The sequence below is a fragment of the Campylobacter sp. RM16192 genome (assembly GCF_004803855.2).
Classification (GTDB): domain Bacteria; phylum Campylobacterota; class Campylobacteria; order Campylobacterales; family Campylobacteraceae; genus Campylobacter_A.
In genome coordinates this window covers 566,163-590,170 of record NZ_CP012552.1, presented here as the reverse complement: position 1 = coordinate 590,170, position 24,008 = coordinate 566,163, and the positions used below count along the sequence as shown (strand labels likewise).

Genomic DNA, 24,008 nt, shown 5'->3' with positions numbered 1-24,008 from the left:
AATTGCAATAGTTTTCTTTTCTATTGTATTTTATAGTAATATTAGGATGGCGCAGGAAAACTATTTGTACTCTTTTTTCAAGAGCCCATATCATCTAATAAAAGCTTACTATGCTATTTATTAATATTTTTTACAAATGCGACAAAGAAAATTCTTCTCTCAAGATCGTTTAAACAAACTAGGTTTTATTTTACAAGATACACTTTAAAGAGAATAACTGCTACTCTATGGATGTAGGAGCTGTATTATTTGACAACTTATCCATAATGGAGGTGAAGAGCAAGGAAGTGTTTGCTCTTGAATAAACGAGATTTATATGTTATGAATATCATCTATAGCTTTTCTAATAATATAGGTATAAATATTTATTTATAAAAACTAGAAAATTCATACTATAATTAATTTCTATATTAATAACATATAAAATTTAAGTTATTTTATTTAATAAATCACAAGAGAGTAGTAATGAAAAAAACGTTAATATTTTTTATGTTAATTGCAGTAAGCTTTGGTTATGCAAAAAATACAATTGAAGACAATAAACTTTATAAAGAAAAAATCAAAAGAGAAGAAGCAATAATATCATTCAAGAATCACTTACAAAAAGAGTATGGATTGGATAAAAATACTATATGGTTTGTAGATAACAATAGAAATGATTTGTATAAAAAATTTCCAAGCAAAAACTCTAAAATATCATTAGAGTACAATAAAGAGGAAAAAAATCTATTTGATATGCTAGAAGATGGAATTAGAAAAAGTGATAGCGAGATAGGATATATAGTATTTTACACTGAAGAATTTGATGGAGGGTGTTTGGTATATCCTTATAAATACTATGATGATGATTTAATTAAAGATATATATGAAGATATAACTCTTGATAAACATATAGAACCTAAGCCTAGTAAACCTATTCTATTTTTTAATGCAACTAAAACATCAGAGCGAAAGATAACAAACGAAAAAGAATTTGAAATTTTTTACTATCTTATAAATGTACTTGCTATAAATAGTGATGATAAGATAAGTAATCAAATATCAAAACTACCATTTATAAACCCTGTAACAATATCTAAAGCAGATGGTGAAGATTTAACAGAACAAGAAAAAACTATTTCAAAGAATACATAGAAAGTAGCTCCAAGATAATATCCCAATGAATACAAGAGCATAAAAAGGCTAGAGACATATAGTAATAGTAGCAATAATGTATTTAGTTTAATGTATAAATTAGTTTATATTAAAACAAGTTATTACTTAACGATTTTATTAATATTTTATATAAAAGTCTAAATTTGCCATACTTTTCAAATTTAAGATAATTGCAAAAAATATTAGTATAAAGCTTTTTCGGCAATTATTTTAATTTCAACACATTTAAAGTTAATTTTGTTTTTAGCAAAAGCAATTTTTGTATACAAAAATATATTATAAAAAATATTACACACTAAAATATTACAAAATAATATAAATTACTTATATTTTTTAATATTAATATAATATATTTAGATTATAATTTTATTTAAATTCAATCCAAAAAGGAGTTGACAATGAAAAATATAGGTAAGATATTTTTATCTTTAGTATTTTTATCTTCATGGGTGTTGGCTGCTATCAATCTAAATACAGCCACAAAAGAAGAATTGATGAGCTTAAAAGGTATAGGCGAGGCAAAAGCTGACGCTATCATAGAATACAGAAAAACAAATACTTTAAAAAGCATAGAAGATCTAAAAAATGTAAAAGGAATAGGCGATAGAACATTTGAAAATTTAAAGCAAGATATTTCTGTGTCAGGAAAAACCAAAACATCAGAAGATAAGCTAAATAATAAAATAAAAGAATCAAAAGATACAATTAATAAAAAAATAGATATCGCAAAAGAAAAGACTAAAAATCAAAAAGAAAATATAAAAGAAAAAGCTAAAGAATCAAAATCTATGACAAAAAAATCTAATAACAAAGAAGAGAAAAAACAGCAAGCTAAAGATAAAAAGAAGCTATAAAATAATTAAATATTAATTGTGTCTGTATAATCAGACACAATTATATGTCTTTTCATCTCTACTTCTTTATTCGTCATACCCTTTCATATAAATTTAATTCTTAGCCTATCCAAATTCATTTTAACAATAAGAATTTTATAAAGTAATCATTGAACTTTCTACTCTTATAATATACACATATCTTTTAAATTCCTTATTTATATACTACATATTTCCTAGTCTGAGCATCAGAAAACTCCAGTAGTATATAGTATAAATGCACAAGATTTTATATCTTAAATCAACTAAAATTATTTCATAAATCTTAACAAAAGGTTTAATTATGGCGCTTCTTTAAAGGCTAGTGTCGAAGTGAGTAGATGTTAATATTATTTCAGCTTTTTTATTTATAAAACATTCAAAGCCAATAGGTAATATCAAGCACTATCAATGTTACATAAAACTTCAAGATGAATTATCGATTATCAATAAAGCAATAATAATATTTAAACCAAATTATAAAATAAGCTCAATATTAGTTAAAACTATAAAAACTCATCTTATTTTTCAAGAGGTGAATTAAATATAAAATTTTATAGTGTGTAAAAATAAAATCTAATAATATCAATTAAATAATAGTCCATAAAATCGTAACATCTATACCACAAAAAACGGCGAAAAAAGACTATTTATAACTATTTTATGGATAGAATTATAAAAGATAAAAAATAGGCGATAAAATGGAGCTTAGGCACTTTAAAATCGCATTTTATCGATTAGAATAATAATATCGGTCTATATGGATACGATTAAGAAAGAGGCAACGGAATACATTAAAAACTCTTGTTGAGCCTACAACCATAATAAAAGATAAAAAATAGCTTATGTATTTGACATATTTACCCCCCCCAAGCGATAACGCAATAAATGAAATAAAAAATTAAAGAGTTTTCTAATAAGTGTAAAAGATGCTTTAAAAAAAGAGATCTTTGATAGAGCAAATAGAGACATAAGGGGTTAGGATGGTTTTAAATTTAGGAGGCTTTAAATTTGATTGGATGCAAACGGATAGTATCTCTAAAGAGAGCGAATTTGGTATAAGCTCAAATGATAGAATAAATAACTATCCTTTGCTGTTTCGTGCAAATTTAGGAAGCCAAACGATAACGATAAGCGGTAAAACACTCCCTTATAGCAAAGACAGGCAAACCGGACTTAAAAGACTTTACGAACTAGCAAACGAGGCAACAAGCTATCCTTTAACAAATGGAGCTGGAAAATATTTTGGAAGATTCGTGATTATCAAAATTAGCGAGACAAGATCTATCTTTACAAAAGAAGGTCTTTTTATATCTCAAAGCTTTAGCGTAGAACTTAGGAGAGATCATGACTATATATAGAGCAAAAGATAAAGATAGGCTTGATAAGATAGTCTATAGACATTACGGACATTTAAGATTTTTTGAGCAGGTTTTAGCCCTAAATCCAAAACTAGCCCCGATCTTAAAAACAGGCGATGAAATTTTACTTCCCGATACAAAAGACGAGAAAAAAGAGCAGGCAAAGCTATGGTAAGGGTACCTAATTTTAAACTTATTGCAAGCGGCAAAGATATTACAAATATAATTAAATTAAACCTGATTAGTTTAAGTTACGAAGATAAAGAGAGTAACGAGAGTGACGAGATAAGCTTTAAGGTAAGTGGAATTTATGCTAAGCTAGTATTTGGAGACTCTCTTAGGCTTTGGCTTGGCTATGATGAAAATTTATATCTTTGTGGCTCTTTTAGCGTTCAAACAGCCTCAAGAGACTATAAGGCAAACACAACTGAAGTTAGAGCGACAGCCGTAAATTTTGCAAGCCCTCAAAAGACAAAGAAGAGAAGAAGCTGGGAGAATACTACCATATTTGACATAGCTAAGAAAATTGCTAGTGAAAATTCTCTTAGTTCAAAGTTATTAGGCTCTGATCAAAACATAGCTTCAACTCTTCAAAATGATGTTAATGATATAGAGTATTTATATGGATTATGTTTTGAATACGGCTTTTTAATGGCTATCAAAAACGATACTATTATTATTGCCACCAAAGATGCAAAAGGTGATGATACAAAAACTTCAAATACTCCAAAAAATACTAGTTTGCCAAGTTTTAGCCTGAATTTAGATGAACTATATACCCTTGAGATAACAGAAGCAAACAGAAACTCTTATACGGCAGTAGTAGTTGAGTGGCAAGATATAAGTGAAGGCAAAACAAAAAGCATAAAAGTAGGTTCTGGAGAGCAAGTGTATAAAATGCAAATATCACAGCCAAAAACTGATAATGAAGCTTATAAGATAGCAGAAGCAAAGTTAAATGAGCTTCAACGTGGCGGAATAAACGGAAGATGCGCACTGCCCGGAGCTAATATAGTAGCAGGCGGAAAAATAAAATTTAAAGACGTTATAGGGCTAGAAAGTAGTGAGTTTAGTATAAAAAGCGTGAGCCATAGCCTAAGCAGCACAAACTATTCGATAGAAATTGAGTTTGAGGGATAATAAAAGCTATTAAACAGTCTTTAAAAAGCTTTTAAAGAATAATAAAATTTACGTTAGAAATCAAAGTGAGAAAAGAGCTAATTTTAACTCACTTTGATTTTAAGCGTAAATTCACTTTGATTTGAAAAGCGGTTTTACAATACTTTTTTATAAAACTTATCTTGTATAAATATATAAATTTTGATGTTAATATTTTTTGGCTCTTTTAAAATATAGTGTTGATTATGATATTTTAGATTCCAAAAAATGTAATTAAATATTGTATAAAAGATGATAATGTCCTAAATCAACAATCGATGTCAATAGCTTCTGGATAATTTGTAGTATATCTTTGGCTTTTTAAGGATATAACGATTTAGATTAGTATTTTTGTCAAAAAGTATCAATGAAGTATTTTATAGAGCCTATTTATATAAATATTTTAATGGCTATTTAGATTAGATACTTAATGGATGTTTCAGTAAATTGTAGTGATTTAAATAAGTAGTAGCTTTGTATAAATAACAAAGCCCGCAACGACCTACTTTTCCAACATCCCAGTAAGGGAGAGTATCATCAGCCAGGACGAGCTTAGCTTCTTGGTTCGAGATGGAGCAAGGCGTTTCCTCGTCTGTATAGTCACGGGCAGTGTTAAATAAAGCTTATTGTTATAAACCTTATTTAACACTGTTAAAGTCAGCAAGAGTTTAAATAAACACTGCTTTACTCTTGTAAGGTTTTACCCTTAACAAGGAAGTGATGCTTATTAAAAGATAAGCAGACGACCTATTAGTACTGGTCAGCTAAAGGACTTTCATCCATTACACACCCAGCCTATCAAACATATAGTCTTTATGAGGTCTTAAAAGAAGATTCATCTTGGAGTTGGCTTCGAGCTTAGATGCTTTCAGCTCTTATCACATCCCAACTTAGCTACCGAGCGGTGCCCTTGGCAGGACAACTCGTACACCAGTGGTTGGTTCAACCCGGTCCTCTCGTACTAGGGTCAACTCTCCTCAATCTTCTTACGCCCACGGCAGATAGGGACCGAACTGTCTCACGACGTTCTGAACCCAGCTCGCGTACCGCTTTAAATGGCGAACAGCCATACCCTTGGGACCTGCTCCAGCCCCAGGATGCGATGAGCCGACATCGAGGTGCCAAACCTCCCCGTCGATGTGAGCTCTTGGGGGAGATCAGCCTGTTATCCCCGGGGTACCTTTTATCCTTTGAGCGATGGCCCTTCCACACAGAACCACCGGATCACTAAGACCGACTTTCGTCTCTGCTTGACATGTACGTCTCGCAGTTAAGCTGGCTTATACCTTTATACTCTACGAACGATTTCCAACCGTTCTGAGCCAACCTTTGTAAGCCTCCGTTACATTTTGGGAGGCGACCGCCCCAGTCAAACTACCCACCAGACATTGTCCTGCATGAGGATAACTCATGCCAGTTAGCTATCAGAATAAAAAAGAGTGGTATCTCAACAATGGCTCACTATAAACTGGCGTCTATAGATCAAAGCCTCCCACCTATCCTGCACATCTTTATCCCGATAGCAGTGTCAAGCTGTAGTAAAGGTCCACGGGGTCTTTCCGTCTTGCCGCGGGTAGGAGGAATTTTCACCTCCACTACAATTTCACTGGATCCCTCTTCGAGACAGCTCCCATCTCGTTACGCCATTCATGCAGGTCGGTATTTAACCGACAAGGAATTTCGCTACCTTAGGACCGTTATAGTTACGGCCGCCGTTTACTCGGGCTTCGATCAAACGCTTCGCAGAGCTAACGTCATCAATTAACCTTCGAGCACCGGGCAGGCGTCACACCCTATACATCCTCTTACGAGTTAGCAGAGTGCTGTGTTTTTGGTAAACAGTCGGGAGGGACTCTTTGTTGTAACCTTCTTTGCTTACAGAGTAAATCCTTAACAAAGTTAGGCACACCTTATACCGAAGATACGGTGCTATTTTGCAGAGTTCCTTGAAGAGAGTTCTTCCACGCGCCTTAGAATACTCATCCCACCCACCTGTGTCGGTTTACGGTACGGGCAACTATTACTAAACTTAGAAACTTTTCTTGGCTCGACAGTATCAAGGATTCACACGCTGTTCCGAAGAACTTTGTGTGCCTGTGGGGTCTCGGCTTAAAAAGATCCGGATTTGCCTGGATCTTAACCTACACCTTTCGACCAGCACTACCATCCGCTGGCTCCTCTAACTCTAAGCGTCCTTCCATCGCACATAATAGTTGGCATTGGAATATTAACCAATTTTCCATCGCATACCCCTTTCGGACTTTGCTTAGGACCCGGCTAACCCTACGATGACGAGCATCGCGTAGGAAACCTTGGGTTTACGGCGTTGGGGATTCTCACCCCAATTATCGCTACTCATGCCTGCATGCTCACTTCTATCCGCTCCAGCGCTCCTTACCGGTACACCTTCAACGCTGAATAGAACGCTCTCCTACCACTTGCACTTAATTATTTATACTATCAAATTTATACTGTAAATTTTAGTGCTTAATCTGAAATTTAAAAGAACGGATTAAGCGAAGTATTTTGAGATGGATTTAAATGTTGTGAAGTATTTTTTGATTGAGACTAGCCATATAGGCTGTTGATTGAGAAAAATACAAACTCATTTAAATACGCTCAAAAGACGAGCTAGTATAAATGATTAAGTGCAAGTCTAAAGCTTCGGTACTCATTTTAGCCCCGTTATATTTTCCGCGCAGAATCACTAGACCAGTGAGCTATTACGCTTTCTTTAAAGGATGGCTGCTTCTAAGCCAACCTCCTGGTTGTTTCAGTAACTCCACATCGTTTTCCACTTAAATGAGATTTAGGGACCTTAGCTGTTAGTCTGGGTTGTTCCCCTCTCGACGACGGATTTTATCACTCGCCGCCTGACTGCCATGATTACACACTAGGTATTCGGAGTTTGATAGGGTTTGGTACATTGGTGTATGCCCTAGCCCATTCAGTGCTCTACCCCCTAGTGTTACTACATGACGCTATACCTAAATATATTTCGGAGAGAACCAGCTATCACGATGTTTGATTGGCCTTTCACCCCTATCCACAAGTCATCCCATAGCTTTTCAACGCTAGCGGGTTCGGTCCTCCACTGGCTCTTACACCAGTTTCAACCTGCTCATGGATAGATCACATCGTTTCGGGTCTGCAACATCTGACTAAACGCCCTATTAAGACTCGCTTTCGCTACGGCTCCGGGTTTCCTTAACCTCGCCAGACATCACAACTCGCAGGCTCATTATGCAAAAGGCAGTCCATCACCCTGATAAATCATAGGGCTCTGAATGATTGTAAGCAAATGGTTTCAGGTTCTATTTCACTCTGATCACCTCAGTTCTTTTCACCTTTCCCTCACGGTACTTGTGCACTATCGGTCTAGTAGTAGTATTTAGGGTTGGATAGTGGTCTACCCGGCTTCAGACAGAATATCACGTGTTCCGCCCTACTCAGGATACTGCTAAGTAAAACATCGCTTTCATATACGGGAGTATCACCCTCTATGCTCAACCTTTCCAGATTGTTCTATTAGCTTTGCTTAGTCTATGTTGCAGTCCTACAACCCCGTTAGTAAACTAACGGTTTGCCCTCTTACGCGTTCGCTCGCCGCTACTAGCGTAATCTCGTTTGATTTCTTTTCCTGTTGGTACTAAGATGTTTCAATTCCCAACGTTCGCTCCATATAGGTAGTTAAGTTTGCACTTAACTGGGTTGCCCCATTCGGAAATACCCGGATCAAAGCCCCTTGACGGCTCCCCGAGTCTTATCGCAGCCTGGCACGTCCTTCATCGCCTCTACTAGCCAAGGCATCCACCACTTGCTCTTAGTAGCTTACCTTTTATTATATTAGATTAATATATTCTAATTCGCATCACTTCCTTGTTAAAGGTAATTTATAATTACCAAATTTAAACTCTCATCCCCAAGACGGAAAGCATTAACTGATATATAGATAAGTTTTAAACTCCATATATCTTGTGACGTTAAACTTCTGAATACTGATTATATTCAAGAGATAAGATATTTAAATCTTTAACAAGTCCTGTAAAATTGTTTTATTTAAAAACTTGCTTGTGACTCTTAACAATGATAAATAAAAGAACATTTAGACTTCTCAGTCTGACAAAGTCAGACTTGCGACAAGGAGCTTTGCTCCCTTGACCCACCTAAAGCACACCAACGCTTTAGGCGTTGCCGTATTTAGAAGATAATTCTATTTTTCAAAGTCTAAAGCAAACATTCTTTTTAGAACACTTGATTTAAACCTTGATATCTGTTTAGTTAAACTAACTTTTATTTATTTGCTAATTAATGGTGGGCCTAACAAGACTTGAACTTGTGACCTCACCCTTATCAGGGGTGCACTCTAACCAGCTGAGCTATAGGCCCTCTTGCTTGCTCTTTTGCATTCTATACTGCGTCAAAGCTTGGTCATAACTTCGTCACGTAGTGTATCTACGCTCCTTGTTACTCGGTCACTTTTCCTTGTCTAGAATAAAAATAGCTTCGCACTTAAATTTGGTGGAGAATAGCGGGATCGAACCGCTGACCTCCTGCGTGCAAAGCAGGCGCTCTCCCAGCTGAGCTAATTCCCCTTAACATCCTTACTTCGCATACTAGCAAAGCTAGTATTTACGAGCAGGAGTTTCACTCCCTGCACCCACCTAAAGCTATTAAGGATTTATTCTAAACTTCATTTATCACAAATCGCAAATTTAGGTTTTTGTCTAGGCAATTAAGGAATTAGACAAATTTATTAGCTGTCAATCTTTCAAAACTAAACAAGGATGATTGAGTAGATTAGTTTAATAAGGCTAATCTAAATTTTCCTTTGATGAATATCTTGTGAGAGAATATTCATTGTACTCTAGAAAGGAGGTGATCCAACCGCAGGTTCTCCTACGGTTACCTTGTTACGACTTCACCCCAGTCGCTGATTCCACTGTGGGCGGTAGCTAGTTTAGCATTCCGACTTCGAGTGAAATCAACTCCCATGGTGTGACGGGCGGTGAGTACAAGACCCGGGAACGTATTCACCGTAGCATGGCTGATCTACGATTACTAGCGATTCCGGCTTCATGGAGTCGAGTTGCAGACTCCAATCCGAACTGGGACATATTTTATAGATTTGCTCCATCTCGCGATATTGCGTCTCATTGTATATGCCATTGTAGCACGTGTGTCGCCCCGGACATAAGGGCCATGATGACTTGACGTCGTCCACACCTTCCTCCTCCTTACGAAGGCAGTCTATTTAGAGTGCTCGGCCTAACCGTTAGCAACTAAATACGTGGGTTGCGCTCGTTGCGGGACTTAACCCAACATCTCACGACACGAGCTGACGACAGCCGTGCAGCACCTGTCTTAACATTTCTGCAAGCAGACACTCTTCTATCTCTAGATGATTTGTTAGATATCAAGTCCGGGTAAGGTTCTTCGCGTATCTTCGAATTAAACCACATGCTCCACCGCTTGTGCGGGTCCCCGTCTATTCCTTTGAGTTTTAATCTTGCGACCGTACTCCCCAGGCGGTATACTTAATCCGTTAGGTGCATTACTGCCAAGACTAGCTTGGCAACAACTAGTATACATCGTTTAGGGCGTGGACTACCAGGGTATCTAATCCTGTTTGCTCCCCACGCTTTCACACATTAGCGTCAGTTAAGTTCCAGCAGATCGCCTTCGCAATGGGTATTCTTCTTGATCTCTACGGATTTTACCCCTACACCAAGAATTCCATCTGCCTCTCCCTTACTCTAGATTATCAGTTTCTCAAGCAGTTTAACGGTTAAGCCGTTAGATTTCACTCAAGACTTGATAATCCGCCTACGCGTCCTTTACGCCCAGTGATTCCGAGTAACGCTTGCACCCTCCGTATTACCGCGGCTGCTGGCACGGAGTTAGCCGGTGCTTATTCCTTGGGTACCGTCATAATTCTTTCCCAAGAAAAGGAGTTTACGCTCCGAAAAGTGTCATCCTCCACGCGGCGTTGCTGCTTCAGGGTTTCCCCCATTGAGCAATATTCCCTACTGCTGCCTCCCGTAGGAGTCTGGACCGTGTCTCAGTTCCAGTGTGACTGATCATCCTCTCAGACCAGTTACGCGTCATAGCCTTGGTGAGCCATTACCTCACCAACTAGCTGATACGATATAGCCTCATCCTACACCGAAAAACTTTCCCGACTTAACTTATGTAAAGAAGGAGTATAGAGTATTAGCAGTCGTTTCCAACTGTTGTCCTCTAGTGTAGGGCAGATTAGCTATACATTACTCACCCGTGCGCCACTAAGATATAAGAGCAAGCCCTCATATCTCCGTTCGACTTGCATGTATTAGGCACGCCGCCAGCGTTCACTCTGAGCCAGGATCAAACTCTCCATATAATTTATATGAAGTTTTTAATCAAAAAACTTTTAATTTTATAATCTATTATCTTTTAAATTAGCAAGCTAATTTAAAAGATGATTGTTTTTTAGTTTTTCTACATTAATTACTTTCCAAAGAAAGCCTATTAAAGTAGATGGCTCAATCGATCACTTGTTTAGATTTCAAAGATTGACTAATTAGTTTAACATTGATAAAGTTATAGAACGTAACGATAAAAAAGAAAAAGCTTTATTAACTTGAAAGAAGAAGTTAAAGGTGGTTTCTTAATTCGTGAGCTGGAATTATATAAGAGGGAAGCTTAAAAAATGTTGAAAAAATACAGAATAAATTAAAAATTGTTAATTATATTTAACCGATACAAATCCAGTTTCTGGAGCTATAGTGATTTCTGCTGATTTTTTTTGTGTAGCAAAAGTTATTTTACAGATATCTCCAAATTTCAAAATCCTATCATATCCTCTTTCAGCACCTCCTACACCTCCTCCGGTTTTTGTAGTGCTTACGGATAGCATAGGTCTTCCGAATTCATCAAAAGATATAGTCTGAACATCCTTGCATGCATCAGAAAATTTAACCTCTTGTATACCAAAAGTTTTTCCTATATTAAATTTAGGAGTGATATTTTTACAATAAGATTCACCTCCACTCCAACCTGCGCTCATATATTTAATCGGATTCTGTGGATCTTTTGCAACTTCGTTTTCAGAATTCAAATTTCCACTTACACTTTTATCTATATATATACTATATCTCCATTCTTTAGAACCGCAAACATTTACTTCATTGAATGCTATACTCCATCTTTTTTTATGCCAATCTTTTTCGCTAGGATCAAATTTATTATCCTGCATAGCAAGATGTTGAGTGTATCTTATATGAGATACTATTTGATCAACGGCTTCGGCGAGATTGTCACGCTCAAGTCTTGGTATTGCCATAACAGCCAAAATTCCTATTACAATAATAACAATAACCAGCTCAAGCATAGTAAAAGCTTTTCTCATATATCTTCCTGAATGAGTTTAAATTTAGCAATAGGTTTGCCAAATTTTTCCATAGCTATATTAGCATAATTATCTTTTAAATCTAAATTTATAAGTTTTGTTTTACCATGTTCTATTCCATAAAATTTAAGCCTAAGTGCCAATTTTTCATCGGTTTGAACATTTTTAATATCCATTTCTTTGAGCTTTATTGAAAGTTCTTTTGCAATATGATACTTATAAGCAAAATGTTTTTTAGGATTTTTGGCATATATATAAAAAATTTCATTAAACAATACAAAAACAAAGCTCGCAATCAAAGAAAAAGCAACAAATGAGGTCATAAATTTATAGCTTTTTCTAAAAATTGGTAGCCTAACTCGATATGAGTTTAAAAAAACTCTTACCATAAGAGGAGTTGCTATTACACAAAAAGGTAAAAAATCTTCAATCTCAAGTCTTTGCCTTATAGATGCAACAAGACACAGACAAAAAGACGTTATCACAACAAACCAAAGCAAATTTTTTTGCTCTTTAACCCAAATTCTATACGTGCAATATACAAAATATATAAATACAAACGGCGAAAATACGGCAGCAAATATACTTATTGTATCTAGAAAATATCCTCTTGGCTTGCCACCTGTATCAAAGCCGTATATAGATAAACATACACTAAACAAAATAGCCGATAGCCACGCAATCTGGCCATCTTTTGTATAAATTCCATATATAAAAAGAGCAATAAAATATACAAGGAAAGAGTCGCTAGCAAAAGCAAGCAAAACCAAAACAAGATAAAACGCTACAGTTTGCTTGATCTGATAAAGATATATACCAAGCAATGCAAGCATTATAACTATGCCTGCATCATTTACAAGTATTGCGGATGCAGTTACTCCTGGTAAAAATATAAAGATCAAAACACTTATTACTCGATCAAATTTGCGTTTTAATATAGATTTTGAAATTTTATAAAGTAAAACTATACTGATTATATGAGAAATCAGAAAAGGCAATCTTAAGGCGTAGTCATTTTGACCAAAAACAGATACAAAAAATCTAGATAAAACTCCAGCCATTGAACCGGAGTTATAAAAAATCTCAGCCTCATAGTAGCTAATGCTAAGAGTTGAGACCGCAAAGAGTAAACAACATAGACTAAAACAGCATATAAGAGATATCAAGAAAGATTCTGAATATAAAAAACCTTGTTTTTGCACTATGTTTTACTTTAACAACAATTATATATGAACATCCCAGAAAAATTCAACCCACTCATGCGCCTCTTTTATCTTAAAATCAGGCAACAACAGAGCCTTTGTTTTATAAAACACTGATGCGATTTTAATATCTATATGAGGATAAATTTTTAAGAGCTGCCTCTTAATCTCAACTATACTCTCACCAGTATCTATAATATCGTCAACTAGCAAAATTTTAGTAAATTTAGAAAGGTCAGGGATATTGAAAATTTCAATCGTATCAAGCTTTTTCGTATCCTCGTAATGGATAGAATTTAAAGTGAAAAGATTGCGTTTATTAAGAGCAACAGCCAAAGAGTGTCCTAATGTAAGACCACCTCTAGCAATAGCCAAAATTACATCCGGATTAAATTCATCCCTTACCTCTTTTGCCAAAGCCTTAATATCTTTTTCAAATTCCTCATATCCGTAATATATCATACAAAAACTCCTTAATGAACTAAAAATACTATCAAACCAATAAGAGCAAGGACTATAACACCGAAGTTAATTTGATCAAACTCACGTCTTAAAAGCCTAACCATCAAATACGCTATAAATCCTGCAGATAAACCGCTTGTAATAGAATATGTAAGAGGCATTAAAATTACTATAAAAAATGCCGAAATACCGATTGCTGGATCTTTGAAATTGACATTAGCAAGTTCGCTAAACATAAGCACTCCAACCATTACAAGCACAGGATATACCGCGTTTGAAGGTATCGATTTAAAGAGAGGAAGCATAAATACTGTAAGCAAAAATAAACATCCGCAAAATACCGCCGTAAGGCCAGTTCTTCCGCCCTCTTCCACACCACTTGCGCTTTCTACAAAAGCCGTGGTGGTACTAACTCCTACCAAAGAGCCTGCAACTGTCGCTATAGCATCTGCCTCAAGAGTCTTTTCTAGTTTTCTCATACCTTGCCGATTACTTTCATCAAATATTCCAGCCCTATTACCAACTCCAGCCAATGTACCAACTGAGTCAAAAAGATCGGTAACGAAGAAAGTAACTATAACAGGTAATAAAGCCAATGAAAAAGCACCTACAATATCAAGTTCTAAAAACATCGGAGAAATAGATGCCGGAAGCGAAAAAAACTCGGTCGGATAAGGCGAAATATCAAATATCCAAGCAATAGCAGATGTGGCTATAATGGATAATATAAATGCTCCTTTAATCTTCCATATCCAAAAAGATACAACAAAAAGAAGTCCTATCAGTCCCAAAATTACATTCATATCTTTTAAATTTCCAAGCCCGACTAAGACAGCGTCATTTTTAACTATGATGCCCATCTGCTGAAGCCCGATAAAGCTTATAAAAGTTCCTATTCCGGCACTTATTGCACGTCTAAGATCAAGCGGAATAGACTTAATGACCCAGACTCTAAAATTTGAAAAAGATAGTATAAAAAATATAATTCCAGATATAAAAACCACACCAAGAGCCGTCTGCCACGGCATATTCATGCCAATAACAAGACCGAATGTAAAATAAGCATTTAATCCCATTCCCACACTCATTGCCACAGGTGTATTTGCCCATATTCCGTTAAATACAGTAGCAAAGAATGTAATAAGTGCAGTCGCAGTTATAAGCGCATCTATAGGCATACCAGCCTGACTCATAATAATAGCGTTTACAGGCACGATATACATCATCGTCAAAAATGTCGTAAGACCGGCGCTAAACTCTTTTTTAACGTCGGTATTATTTTCTTTTAACCTAAAATAATCCACCTTTCTCTCCTTAAATTTTTAATATACTTTTATCTCGTTATACATACTATCTCTCTCTACCGGAGTTAGTCCTGAGCTTCGGATAAGATCTATAAAGTTTGTCATGTCCATTCCGCTCGCACTTTTTGCTCCTGCAGCACTCTGAATGCTCTCTTTTTGTATAGTTCCGTCCAGATCATCAGCTCCAAATTCTTGAGCAACCATGGCTAAATTTATAGTAGAAGTCGCCCAGTATGCCTTAATATGAGGCACATTATCAAGAACCAAACGCGATATCGCCATAGTCTTTAAAATTTCGACAGAGCCCATAAATTTGCTAACTTTTATGAAATTATTATCCTTTTGATACACAAGCGGAATAAACGCATTAAATCCATTTGTCATATCTTGCAAATCACGAATTCTAAGCATATGATCTATCCTATGTTTAGGCTCTTCTATGTGGCCAAATAGCATAGTAGCGTTACTTAGCCTACCTCTTTCGTGCCACTTTTTATGAATTTCGAGCCAATTTTTAGAGCCTACCTTGCCTTTGCAAATTTTAGCCCGAATGTCCTCATCAAATATCTCAGCTCCACCGCCAGGCATGCTATCTACGCCGTACTCTATCATCTTGTCTATAACCTCATCGTAGCTTAGTCCATGATGACGAGACAAGAAATCAACCTCTGCGGCCGTTAAAGCCTTAACGTGCAAATTTGGATATATCTCTTTTATCTTTTTAAAAATTTCTAGATACCATTGCCAAGATGTATTTGGATTGTGAGCCGATACTATATGTATCTCTTTTGCTCCATTTTCTACGCTTTTTTCTACTATTTGCATAATCTCATCATGGCTCATTATATATGGATTTGGATTTTTCCTGTGAGATGAGAAAGCGCAAAATTTACATACATCCGCACAGATATTTGTCGGATTAATATGACGATTTAGATTAAAAAAGGCCTTTTTACCATGCAGTTTTTGGCGCTTTAAATTTGCAAATTTACCCAATATAAAAAGATCAAGGTCGTATAGCTTAAAGCATTCACTGGCTTCAAGCCTATCGCCACTTTGTAATTTTTCTATTAAATTTATCAATTTTATAGCCCGTTTTGAATTAGATATTGGCGATTATAGATAAAAAAAGCTTTGTTTTTGCAAAATTTTAGTATTATTTATAAATTTAACTTTTAAAAAGGTTGGCAGAAGGTGGCTTTAAGAAGAGAGAGAGTTAATTTTTTAGAGCTAGAAAACATACGCAAAAAACATCAAAAAAATCTAAAAACAGAAATTTTAAAATTGCAAGGAAAAGGGTTTGCAAATTTTATAGCCAAAGATAGCGATGAACTCATAAAACTATTTACAAATGCTGTGCTTAGCGATATTTTTAGAGATTTTTTACCGGACATAGATCATATCCCACTTTGCGTCATAGCAACCGAAAAATACGGACAAAGTCTCATAAGCCCAAATTCCGTCTTTGAAGTTTTAATCGTATATAAAAATATAGATGGATTTAACATACGCCAAATTTTAAAACTTTTACATCAGGCATTAGAAGACTGCGGGCTAAATTTAAACATAAAGACAATTCAGCTTAATGAAATTTTCGAAAATTTTAAAAACGACTTTAAGGCAAAGGCTTCAATTAGTAAAATTCGCTATATATCCGGCTCAAAAAATATGTACAAACTTGCCAGAAGCGAAATTTATAAAACTAGAGAATTTAATCAAAAAGAGAATTTAAAATACTACATAAAATCTCTTGGAGCTTTTAAGGATATTAAAAATTTAAAGCAAGAGCCGGATCTTAAGAGTGACTTTGGCGGAACAAACGATATTTACTATCTAAATTGCGCATTAAACGGCTTTGATAACGAAATAAGCTTTAGAACGCAGGCACTTAATTTTATAGATGAAAAAGAGCTAAGCGTATTAAATTTAGCGATAGATTTTATATTGTGTATAAAAACAGCTCAAAATTTATCCACGGGCTCTGATATATTTAGCTCCGCTTATATCGACGAAATCACCAATCTAATGCAAACAAAGTCTAAAAAAACTCAAGAAACAGACAGTATAATCTCTCAAAAGTTGCTATCTTGCATGCATACCGTGGCTCTTTATTCAAGGTATCTTACCGCTTCTTTTTATAGATCGAATTTTAAAAGCGAGATGAGTTTTAAGCAGCTAAAAATAGCAAGGCTAAAAAATGGATTTTATAGAATAAAAGATACTCTTTATACTCCGCTTCATAAAAAATCAAAAGGATTAAATGATGTGCTGGTAGAACTTTTAGAACTTAATGATATGGATTATAAATTTGACACAGGAGCTATCTTTTATATAAAAAGAGCTGAAGTTTTAAAAAGCGAGCTTGAAATATATCTAGCGAATTTCAAAAAAATTTTAGAAAGAAAAAATAGCTACTGCCTGCTTAAAGCTCTGCTTGATGCTGAAATTTTGCCAATTTTAGTTAAGCCTATGGAGCACACAAGCCATCTTGCGGTATTTGACGGATATCATAAATTTACGGTTGACGAGCATTGCTTGCTTACAGTAAAACATCTAGAAAACATCAAGGATAAATTTATAAAGAACCTATATGACGAGCTTTGCGGCGAAGGCAAAATAATGCTAAAGCTTGTGGCCTTGCTTCACGATGTAGGCAAAGGACTAACAGGCGATCACAGCGTAGTTGGCTCAAATATCTTTAGGGCTTATGCTGCCAAACTTGAGTTAAGCCAAAAAGCGGTAAATACAGGGGTTGTCTTGGTTAGATACCATACTCTTATGAGCGATGTTGCAAACCGCGAGGATATCTACTCTCAGCAGACTATTTTTAGCTTTATATCAAAGCTTGGCGATAAAAATGTCTTAAAACTTCTGTATATCATTACTTATTGCGTTATCAACGCAACTAACGATAAATTTTATACAGCTTATCTTGCTAAACTTTTACGCGAATTATATCTGATATCTCTTGAAAGCTTTGATGACGAAAATCTACTTGACGAAGCCACAAGAAGAGCAAAAAAAGAGCATAGTCTAAAGAGAAATAGTGAATTTATAGGATTGGACGAGAATTTAAAGGAAAAAATCTTTAAAATTCCGGCAAATTTATTATTTATAAAATATCAGCCCTTAGATATAGTAAATATCGCCTCTTTAGCGCAAAATACGCAAATTTTAGATATAAACACTAAAAATCATCCAAGCTTTATTATCCAAATAGTCTCAAAATTCTATCCGAATCTAGCTATACTTTTATCAAATTTAGCTCATCTTGACCTTGCTTATATGGAAATTTTTGAGCTATTTGACGATAAATTTTATATCAAACTTGATTTTAATAAAAATGTCAAAAATAGCGAGTTAGAGACCATTAGAAATCTGATAGAAATTTCACTTAAAAGCATAGATAAAGCTAGCATTGATAAGCCACTGATTTTAAAAGATGAGCTAAATTTTGATACGAATCATTCAAAAGATTATGCTAAACTTTCGATAAATGCCAAAGATCAGCGTGGACTCATGGCTTATGTGATGGGGGTTTTGGAAAATCTAGACATAAAAATCACTAGTGCGAGAATTCAAACCATAAAAAATCGCACACGCAATCTATTTTTGATAGAAAAAAGCCAAAAGCTATATGCAAACGAGAGTGAAATTTTAAATTTATTGATAAGCGAGTAAAAATGTGTGGAATAGTAGGCTACATAGGTAGCGGTGAAAAAAGAGATATTATTTTAAACGGACTAAAAGAGCTTGAATACCGCGGATACGACAGTGCCGGTATGGCGGTAATGAGCGAAAACGAGATAAATTATTTTAAAGCGGTTGGAAAACTTGAAAATTTGGCTCAAAAGACAAAGGACTTTAGCTCTATAGGCAAAGGCGTAGCCATAGGGCACACTCGCTGGGCTACCCATGGGAAACCAACAGAAATAAACGCTCATCCACATTTTGGCGAGCACTCTTTCGTAGTGCATAACGGAATTATAGAAAATTATAAAGAGATTAAAGATGAGCTTGAGGCTAAAGGCATAAAATTCTTAAGCCAAACAGATACCGAGGTCATAGTTCATCTATTTGAAGCCAATTTAAAAGAGCTTGATGACCTATTTAAGGCGTATGAAAAGACAATATCAAGACTTCAAGGAGCCTACGCGACTCTGCTTATCACAAAGCTTGCTCCTAATAAGATATTTTTTGCTAAAGACGCTGCGCCTATGGCTATAGCAAAAGGCGAAAATAACGAGCTATTTTTCGCATCTTCTGATGCCGCACTAATAGGAATAGCAAAAGAGGTGATGTATTTAGATGACAAAAACTACGGATTTATAAGCATTGATGAGATAAAAATATATAAGCATGCCCAAGCTATCTCACCTGCTTTCGTGCCACTTCCAAGAGACAAGAGCTATGCTCAAAAAGAGGGGTATAGATTCTTTATGGAAAAAGAAATTTACGAACAAAGCACCGTAGTTGCAGAGTGCATGATGGGACGAATCAAAAACAAAAATATAGAGCTTGAAGGACTTAGTAACGAATATCTGGCAAATATCGATGATATAGTGCTTTGTGCATGCGGAACAAGCTATCATGCAGCACTTACGGCCAGCTATCTCTTTGAGCGATTGGCCGACTTAAGAGCAAAAGTAGAAATAGCCAGCGAATTTCGCTACCGTAAGCCAAAGCTAAATAAAAATTCTCTATTTATAGTAATAAGCCAAAGCGGAGAGACGGCAGACACCCTAGAAGCGTTAAAAATCGCAAAAGATACCGGGCTAAAGACTCTGGCGATATGCAACGTCGATAACTCATCCATAGTTCGCTTGGCAGATACTACCTTACTAACTCGCGCCGGTATAGAAAAAGGCGTAGCCAGCACAAAGGCTTTTGCAACCCAACTAATACTTCTATGGATGCTTGCATTACAAAGCGCAAACGCTAGAAAAAGCATAACAAAAGAAGATCTTGAAAGCGAAATAAACGCCCTGCTTCATGTGCCTACCATACTAAATATCAGTACAAATTTACAGGAAAAAATCCGCCGCTTATCTAAACATTATCTTCATGGGCACGGATTTTTCTTTATTGGACGCGATATTTTCTATCCGCTTGCACTTGAGGGTGCTTTAAAACTAAAAGAAATTTCATATCTGCACGCAGAAGGCTATCCGTCAGGCGAAATGAAACACGGACCTATCGCGCTTGCGGACGAGAGATTATTCACTATAGCACTCATGCCAAAAAATAGCCTATACGAAAAGACAAAGAGTAATGTCGAAGAGCTTGCCGCAAGAGATGCCTACATCCTAGCAATTAGTCCGCAAGAATTTGAATTAAGCGATGATTTTATAAAAACAAGCGAACAATCTCATGTTATGAGCGAATTTTTTGAGATGATGATAATACTTCAAATTTTTGCTCTCGAAATCGCCGTTAGACTAGGCAATGATGTGGATATGCCAAGAAATCTTGCCAAAAGCGTTACTGTTGAATAAATTTAATAAAATTGGGAATTTTAGACTATAAAATTCCCGACTAAATTAAAATTTCAGCTAACCTATCTTTTGTAACACTATTTAACTCGCAAATAGTTATAATATCGTTATCTTCGCACATATTTGCATTGATAAATTTAGCGTATTCACCAATAGCGTTTTTGTATCCGGCTCTAAGGCAAGCCCCTTTACCCTCCAAAAACCCTGCACTTCCAAGAATTAAGGATCCCAAGTCAAGCGCTATTTTAAATTTGGTCCTGCTTGCGCTCCTAATCCAACTTAAAAAAATTTCATCATGTCTTAAGCTAAGCACTCCAAGTCCATCCGGAATAATGACAATGTCATATCCATACAGACTCTCACCGTAAATTTGAGGCACTATCTTTAGTCCATGCTCATCTACTATTTCGCTCTTAAAAGCACAAATTTTAACATCGTGCTTTGTTTGTAAATTTGAAAGTAAGCTCCAAATTTCAGCCAAACTTACTAAATTTATCCTATCATACACAACTATTGCTATCTTCATGTTTATTCCTTATTACACATAGTATAGATTTAAATTGATTAAAATTCAAATTTAGATACAATCGCCTCAAAAAAGAGGTAAAAATGATATATCAAGATGAATTTATAAATATCGAGCGCGAAAATAGTGAAATACCTTGGATTAAAATTTTTACAAATACTCCTTACGTTGAACTTAGCGATTGTGATGAAGCTACTCAAAATAGGCTTTTTGAAGCAATTTTAATAGCAGAAAAAACAATGATTAAATTTTATAAACCGAAAAAAATAAATATAGCAAGCTTTGCAAACTATCTTCCAAGAGTGCATTTTCATGTAATGGCAAGATTCGAAAACGATAGCTTCTTTCCAGAGTCTATGTGGGGTAAAAAACAGCGCAAAGGATCAGTCGAGCTGCCAGATTTTAATGAGTTTAAAGAAATTTTAATAAAGAATTTAGAGAATGAATAAGAAACTAGCAATTACTTTTTCTCTAACAGGTCTAATACTATTAATATTTTTAATATTCTATTGGTTTGAATACACAAAAGAGCTAGAAACTGAAAATATAAAGAAATTTTTTGATTTCCAAACCAAAATACTAAACAAAAATATAGAAGAAGAGAAACTATCGGCAATGACAGTGGCGGTACTTTTATCAGAAAATGAGAATATCAAAAACTGCCTTTTACAAAACGATAGAGACGGTTGTCTGCAAGCTTTGGACAAATTTACAAATATATTAAAAAAAGTGCCTATATATAAAAATGTAAAATTTCATATCCATACGGCAGATATGAAAAGCTTTATAAGAAGCTGGACGCCAATGCACGATGACAATCTTTTGGGTTTTAGATACATGCTAAAAGATGTTAGAAATAAAATTGTGGCAAATATCGAGGTCGGACGAGGAGGAGTCTTCATAAGAGCTGTTGCACCAATTTTATCATCAAAAAACAGTTTTTTAGGAAGCATAGAGGTCTTGCTTGGTTTTGAACACCTAAGCGACTTTTTCAAAGATCAAGGCATAGATCTTTTTGTACTCTTAAATAAAAGCCCAAATTCTCCATACCAAAGCCAAGACGATGAAAATATGATAAATGATTTTTATATCATAAACAAAGATTATGCAAATTTGAACATTTTGCCGATTTTACAGACAATCAATTTTAATGGGCAACAGTTCCATAAATTTAACACACACAACTTTGCAATCGAGCCAATGAATGACACTATGGGCAATAAAGTAGGCTATTTTGTAATATATTTTAATTCCGATCAAAAAGAAAGAAATTTATCAAAGCTAAATGTATTGCTTAAGTAGTTAGTCTAGTATATGCTTTGAATAAGGAATAAATTTATATTTAAACACGCTACCTTTTTTGAGCTCACTCGTCACAGAGTATTCAATGCCGTTTTTTATACATATTCCTGCTACTATATTAAGCCCTAGGCCAAAGCCACCTTGCACGCCTTCATCTCTTACGTAGCGCTTCCAAATTTTATTAGCATCCTTAATGCCTTCACCAAAATCTTCTACTTCAAGCACGATCCAATCACTTTGAAGACTTAATTTTAAATTGATAATACTTCCTGTTGGGCTATATTTAATAGCATTGCTAAGATTATTATCTATAAGTCTTCCAGCCTCAATCTTATTCATAAAGACCTTCAAATCAGGCTCTACAAAGTCATAAATTTTAATATTCTTAGACATTGCAAACCCTCTCATATATCTGGCTCGCTCGAGACAAAATTCGCTCAGATTTAAAATTTCAGGTGGAAATAAAATATAACTATGCTTAATGTAATACTCCGTATCTTCGTATGTTATCTGCATCTGTTTCAAAGCCGCTTTTATACGGTTTGTGTATTTATTATCTATTCCAAGCATCTCTAAATTTATACCGATTACGCCAAGTGGAGTTTTGAGCTCATGCATGGCATCGTTAAAAAAATTATTCATATATTTTTTTGCATCTTTGTATGGCTTAATACCGCTTACAAAAGATAGATACAGCGTCACAAATACTACAATCAATGCAAATACAAGAGTTAAAACAGTTACAAATAAAATTCTGGCGCTATTTTGCTTCTTAGCTAAAATCAGATAGTAAAAATCCTGCTCTAACTGAAAATAGCTCTTGTAAAAGAGATAGCCTTTTTCTTGTAAGGTTACGAATTGAAAAGTGCTTGGCATAACCTCTAAATTTGATACTACTTTTTTCTCTTTGTATGTGTAAATTCCATATTTATATATCAAAGATGATGGAATAGTTTGATTATTTTCTAAACTATGACGTATTTTACCCTCGTATTCAAGCAATTCAAACATATTTTTGGAATATTCATCTTTGGCGCTTAAATTTATAATCTCATAGCTTTGGAAAATAAATAAAACCATTATTACCAAAGTAGAAAAAATAGGTATTTTAAGATTATTTAACATCTATTTTATAGCCGAGCCCGCGAGAGGAAACGATAAAATCAGGCTTTGTTTTTTGACGAATTTTAAGAACGTGCATTCTAATATCGGCAGAATCTATCTCTTTATCACCCCAAACTTCAGCTCTTATAGTCTCAACCCCAACGAAACTATTTTTATGATACAGCAAGCACTCTATTAGGTCAAATTCTTTCAAGCTAAGCTCTATGACTTTATCTTTAAAATGCAACTGTTTTTTAATAGTGTCAAGCTTAGAATCTTCATCTATAGTGATTAAATTTTTATCATCTTTTCCGTGATATTTACGCATTAGCTCATTAACTCTAAATTTAAGCTCAGCTAACTCGAAAGGTTTTTTTAGATATTCATTGCAACCAAGCTCGTAGCCGACGGATAAATTATCAATATCAACAAGAGAGGTCATGATCATTATTGGGGTTTGAAGACCGATGTCTTTTGCGTATTTTATAACTTCATGTCCGCTTATATGCGGAACTTTGATATCAAGTATGAGCAGGTGGTAGAAGCTTTTTGATATCTTGTCGCATGCCACCTGCCCATCAGGCGCCTCGTCAACCTCATAGCCTAAGACCTGAAGATACTCCGAGACACTCTCTCTATAATTAAAATCATCCTCTAAAAGTAGGATTCTCACCCTA

Annotated in this window: 17 protein-coding genes, 2 tRNA genes and 3 rRNA genes; 9 read left to right on the top strand and 13 right to left on the bottom strand. The window is 35.1% G+C overall.

Features of this window, described 5'->3' with window-relative positions; genetic code table 11:
* The first annotated feature begins 465 nt into the window (after positions 1–465).
* The 5 genes from CDOMC_RS03015 to CDOMC_RS02995 all read left to right on the top strand — a co-directional run bounded on the left by CDOMC_RS03015 (position 466) and on the right by CDOMC_RS02995 (position 4,528).
* Positions 466–1,134, top strand: coding sequence for a hypothetical protein (locus tag CDOMC_RS03015; protein WP_172127810.1), 669 nt, complete (start codon positions 466–468; stop codon positions 1,132–1,134).
* 419 nt (positions 1,135–1,553) lie between these two features.
* Positions 1,554–2,009: a ComEA family DNA-binding protein gene (locus CDOMC_RS10315; RefSeq protein WP_172127808.1), complete on the top strand. Its 456-nt coding sequence runs from the start codon at positions 1,554–1,556 to the stop codon at positions 2,007–2,009.
* Positions 2,010–3,010: 1,001 nt separating this feature from the next.
* Positions 3,011–3,388, top strand: a complete 378-nt coding sequence (locus CDOMC_RS03005; protein WP_172127806.1) for a phage tail protein — start codon at positions 3,011–3,013, stop codon at positions 3,386–3,388.
* Entirely contained in the window at positions 3,375–3,563 is a 189-nt protein-coding gene (locus CDOMC_RS03000; RefSeq protein WP_236861341.1) for a tail protein X, read from the top strand. The genes CDOMC_RS03005 and CDOMC_RS03000 overlap by 14 nt, the downstream gene beginning before the upstream one ends.
* Positions 3,557–4,528 carry a phage late control D family protein gene (locus tag CDOMC_RS02995; protein ID WP_172127804.1) on the top strand — a complete coding sequence of 324 codons (972 nt, stop codon included), beginning with the start codon at positions 3,557–3,559 and terminating at the stop codon, positions 4,526–4,528. Before CDOMC_RS03000 ends, CDOMC_RS02995 begins: the two co-directional genes overlap by 7 nt.
* 507 nt (positions 4,529–5,035) lie before the next feature.
* Here the strand turns inward: CDOMC_RS02995 and rrf are convergent.
* From rrf to mqnE, 10 genes are all read right to left on the bottom strand, one after another.
* Positions 5,036–5,154 (bottom strand): 5S ribosomal RNA (rrf, locus tag CDOMC_RS02990).
* A gap of 122 nt (positions 5,155–5,276) precedes the next feature.
* Positions 5,277–8,383, bottom strand: a 23S ribosomal RNA gene (locus CDOMC_RS02985).
* A 475-nt stretch (positions 8,384–8,858) separates the two neighbouring features.
* Positions 8,859–8,935: transfer RNA gene (locus CDOMC_RS02980), tRNA-Ile, on the bottom strand.
* 130 nt (positions 8,936–9,065) lie between these two features.
* A tRNA-Ala gene (locus CDOMC_RS02975) sits at positions 9,066–9,141 on the bottom strand.
* A 276-nt stretch (positions 9,142–9,417) separates the two neighbouring features.
* A 16S ribosomal RNA gene (locus CDOMC_RS02970) occupies positions 9,418–10,928 on the bottom strand.
* Together the 16S, 23S and 5S rRNA genes with 2 tRNA genes alongside form the textbook arrangement of a ribosomal RNA operon.
* A gap of 342 nt (positions 10,929–11,270) precedes the next feature.
* Complete coding sequence (locus CDOMC_RS02965; protein WP_172127802.1) at positions 11,271–11,936, bottom strand: prepilin-type N-terminal cleavage/methylation domain-containing protein; 666 nt, start codon at positions 11,934–11,936, stop codon at positions 11,271–11,273.
* Complete coding sequence (locus CDOMC_RS02960) at positions 11,933–12,997, bottom strand: ArnT family glycosyltransferase (protein WP_236861340.1); 1,065 nt, start codon at positions 12,995–12,997, stop codon at positions 11,933–11,935. The genes CDOMC_RS02965 and CDOMC_RS02960 overlap by 4 nt, the downstream gene beginning before the upstream one ends.
* A 162-nt stretch (positions 12,998–13,159) precedes the next feature.
* Positions 13,160–13,600, bottom strand: a complete 441-nt coding sequence (locus tag CDOMC_RS02955; RefSeq protein WP_170000905.1) for a phosphoribosyltransferase — start codon at positions 13,598–13,600, stop codon at positions 13,160–13,162.
* Positions 13,601–13,611: 11 nt separating this feature from the next.
* A complete protein-coding gene (locus CDOMC_RS02950; protein ID WP_172127798.1) occupies positions 13,612–14,904 on the bottom strand; it encodes an NCS2 family permease in 1,293 nt (430 codons plus the stop codon).
* A gap of 18 nt (positions 14,905–14,922) precedes the next feature.
* Positions 14,923–15,987 (bottom strand): aminofutalosine synthase MqnE, encoded by a 1,065-nt coding sequence (mqnE, locus tag CDOMC_RS02945; RefSeq protein ID WP_172127796.1) that lies wholly within the window; start codon positions 15,985–15,987, stop codon positions 14,923–14,925.
* Between the two features lie 111 nt (positions 15,988–16,098).
* Here mqnE and CDOMC_RS02940 point away from each other — a divergent pair, with 111 nt between their 5' ends.
* Positions 16,099–18,585, top strand: coding sequence for an HD domain-containing protein (locus tag CDOMC_RS02940; RefSeq protein ID WP_236861339.1), 2,487 nt, complete (start codon positions 16,099–16,101; stop codon positions 18,583–18,585).
* Positions 18,586–18,587: 2 nt separating this feature from the next.
* Positions 18,588–20,399: a glutamine--fructose-6-phosphate transaminase (isomerizing) gene (gene glmS / locus CDOMC_RS02935; RefSeq protein ID WP_172127794.1), complete on the top strand. Its 1,812-nt coding sequence runs from the start codon at positions 18,588–18,590 to the stop codon at positions 20,397–20,399.
* A 40-nt stretch (positions 20,400–20,439) separates the two neighbouring features.
* On the opposite strand, the gene CDOMC_RS02930 is transcribed toward glmS, so the two are convergent.
* On the bottom strand, positions 20,440–20,925 hold the full coding sequence (locus CDOMC_RS02930; protein ID WP_172127792.1) for a DJ-1/PfpI family protein: 486 nt from the start codon (positions 20,923–20,925) through the stop codon (positions 20,440–20,442).
* Between the two features lie 83 nt (positions 20,926–21,008).
* Here CDOMC_RS02930 and CDOMC_RS02925 point away from each other — a divergent pair, with 83 nt between their 5' ends.
* Both CDOMC_RS02925 and CDOMC_RS02920 read left to right on the top strand, forming a co-directional pair.
* Positions 21,009–21,374 (top strand): HIT family protein, encoded by a 366-nt coding sequence (locus tag CDOMC_RS02925; protein WP_172127790.1) that lies wholly within the window; start codon positions 21,009–21,011, stop codon positions 21,372–21,374.
* Positions 21,367–22,227 carry a cache domain-containing protein gene (locus CDOMC_RS02920; protein ID WP_170000899.1) on the top strand — a complete coding sequence of 287 codons (861 nt, stop codon included), beginning with the start codon at positions 21,367–21,369 and terminating at the stop codon, positions 22,225–22,227. Before CDOMC_RS02925 ends, CDOMC_RS02920 begins: the two co-directional genes overlap by 8 nt.
* On the opposite strand, the gene CDOMC_RS02915 is transcribed toward CDOMC_RS02920, so the two are convergent.
* Together CDOMC_RS02915 and CDOMC_RS02910 are read right to left on the bottom strand one after the other, a co-directional pair.
* A complete protein-coding gene (locus CDOMC_RS02915) occupies positions 22,228–23,307 on the bottom strand; it encodes a sensor histidine kinase (RefSeq protein ID WP_236861338.1) in 1,080 nt (359 codons plus the stop codon).
* Positions 23,308–23,341: 34 nt separating this feature from the next.
* On the bottom strand, positions 23,342–24,004 hold the full coding sequence (locus CDOMC_RS02910) for a response regulator transcription factor (RefSeq protein ID WP_172127786.1): 663 nt from the start codon (positions 24,002–24,004) through the stop codon (positions 23,342–23,344).
* Between the last annotated feature and the right edge of the window lie 4 nt (positions 24,005–24,008).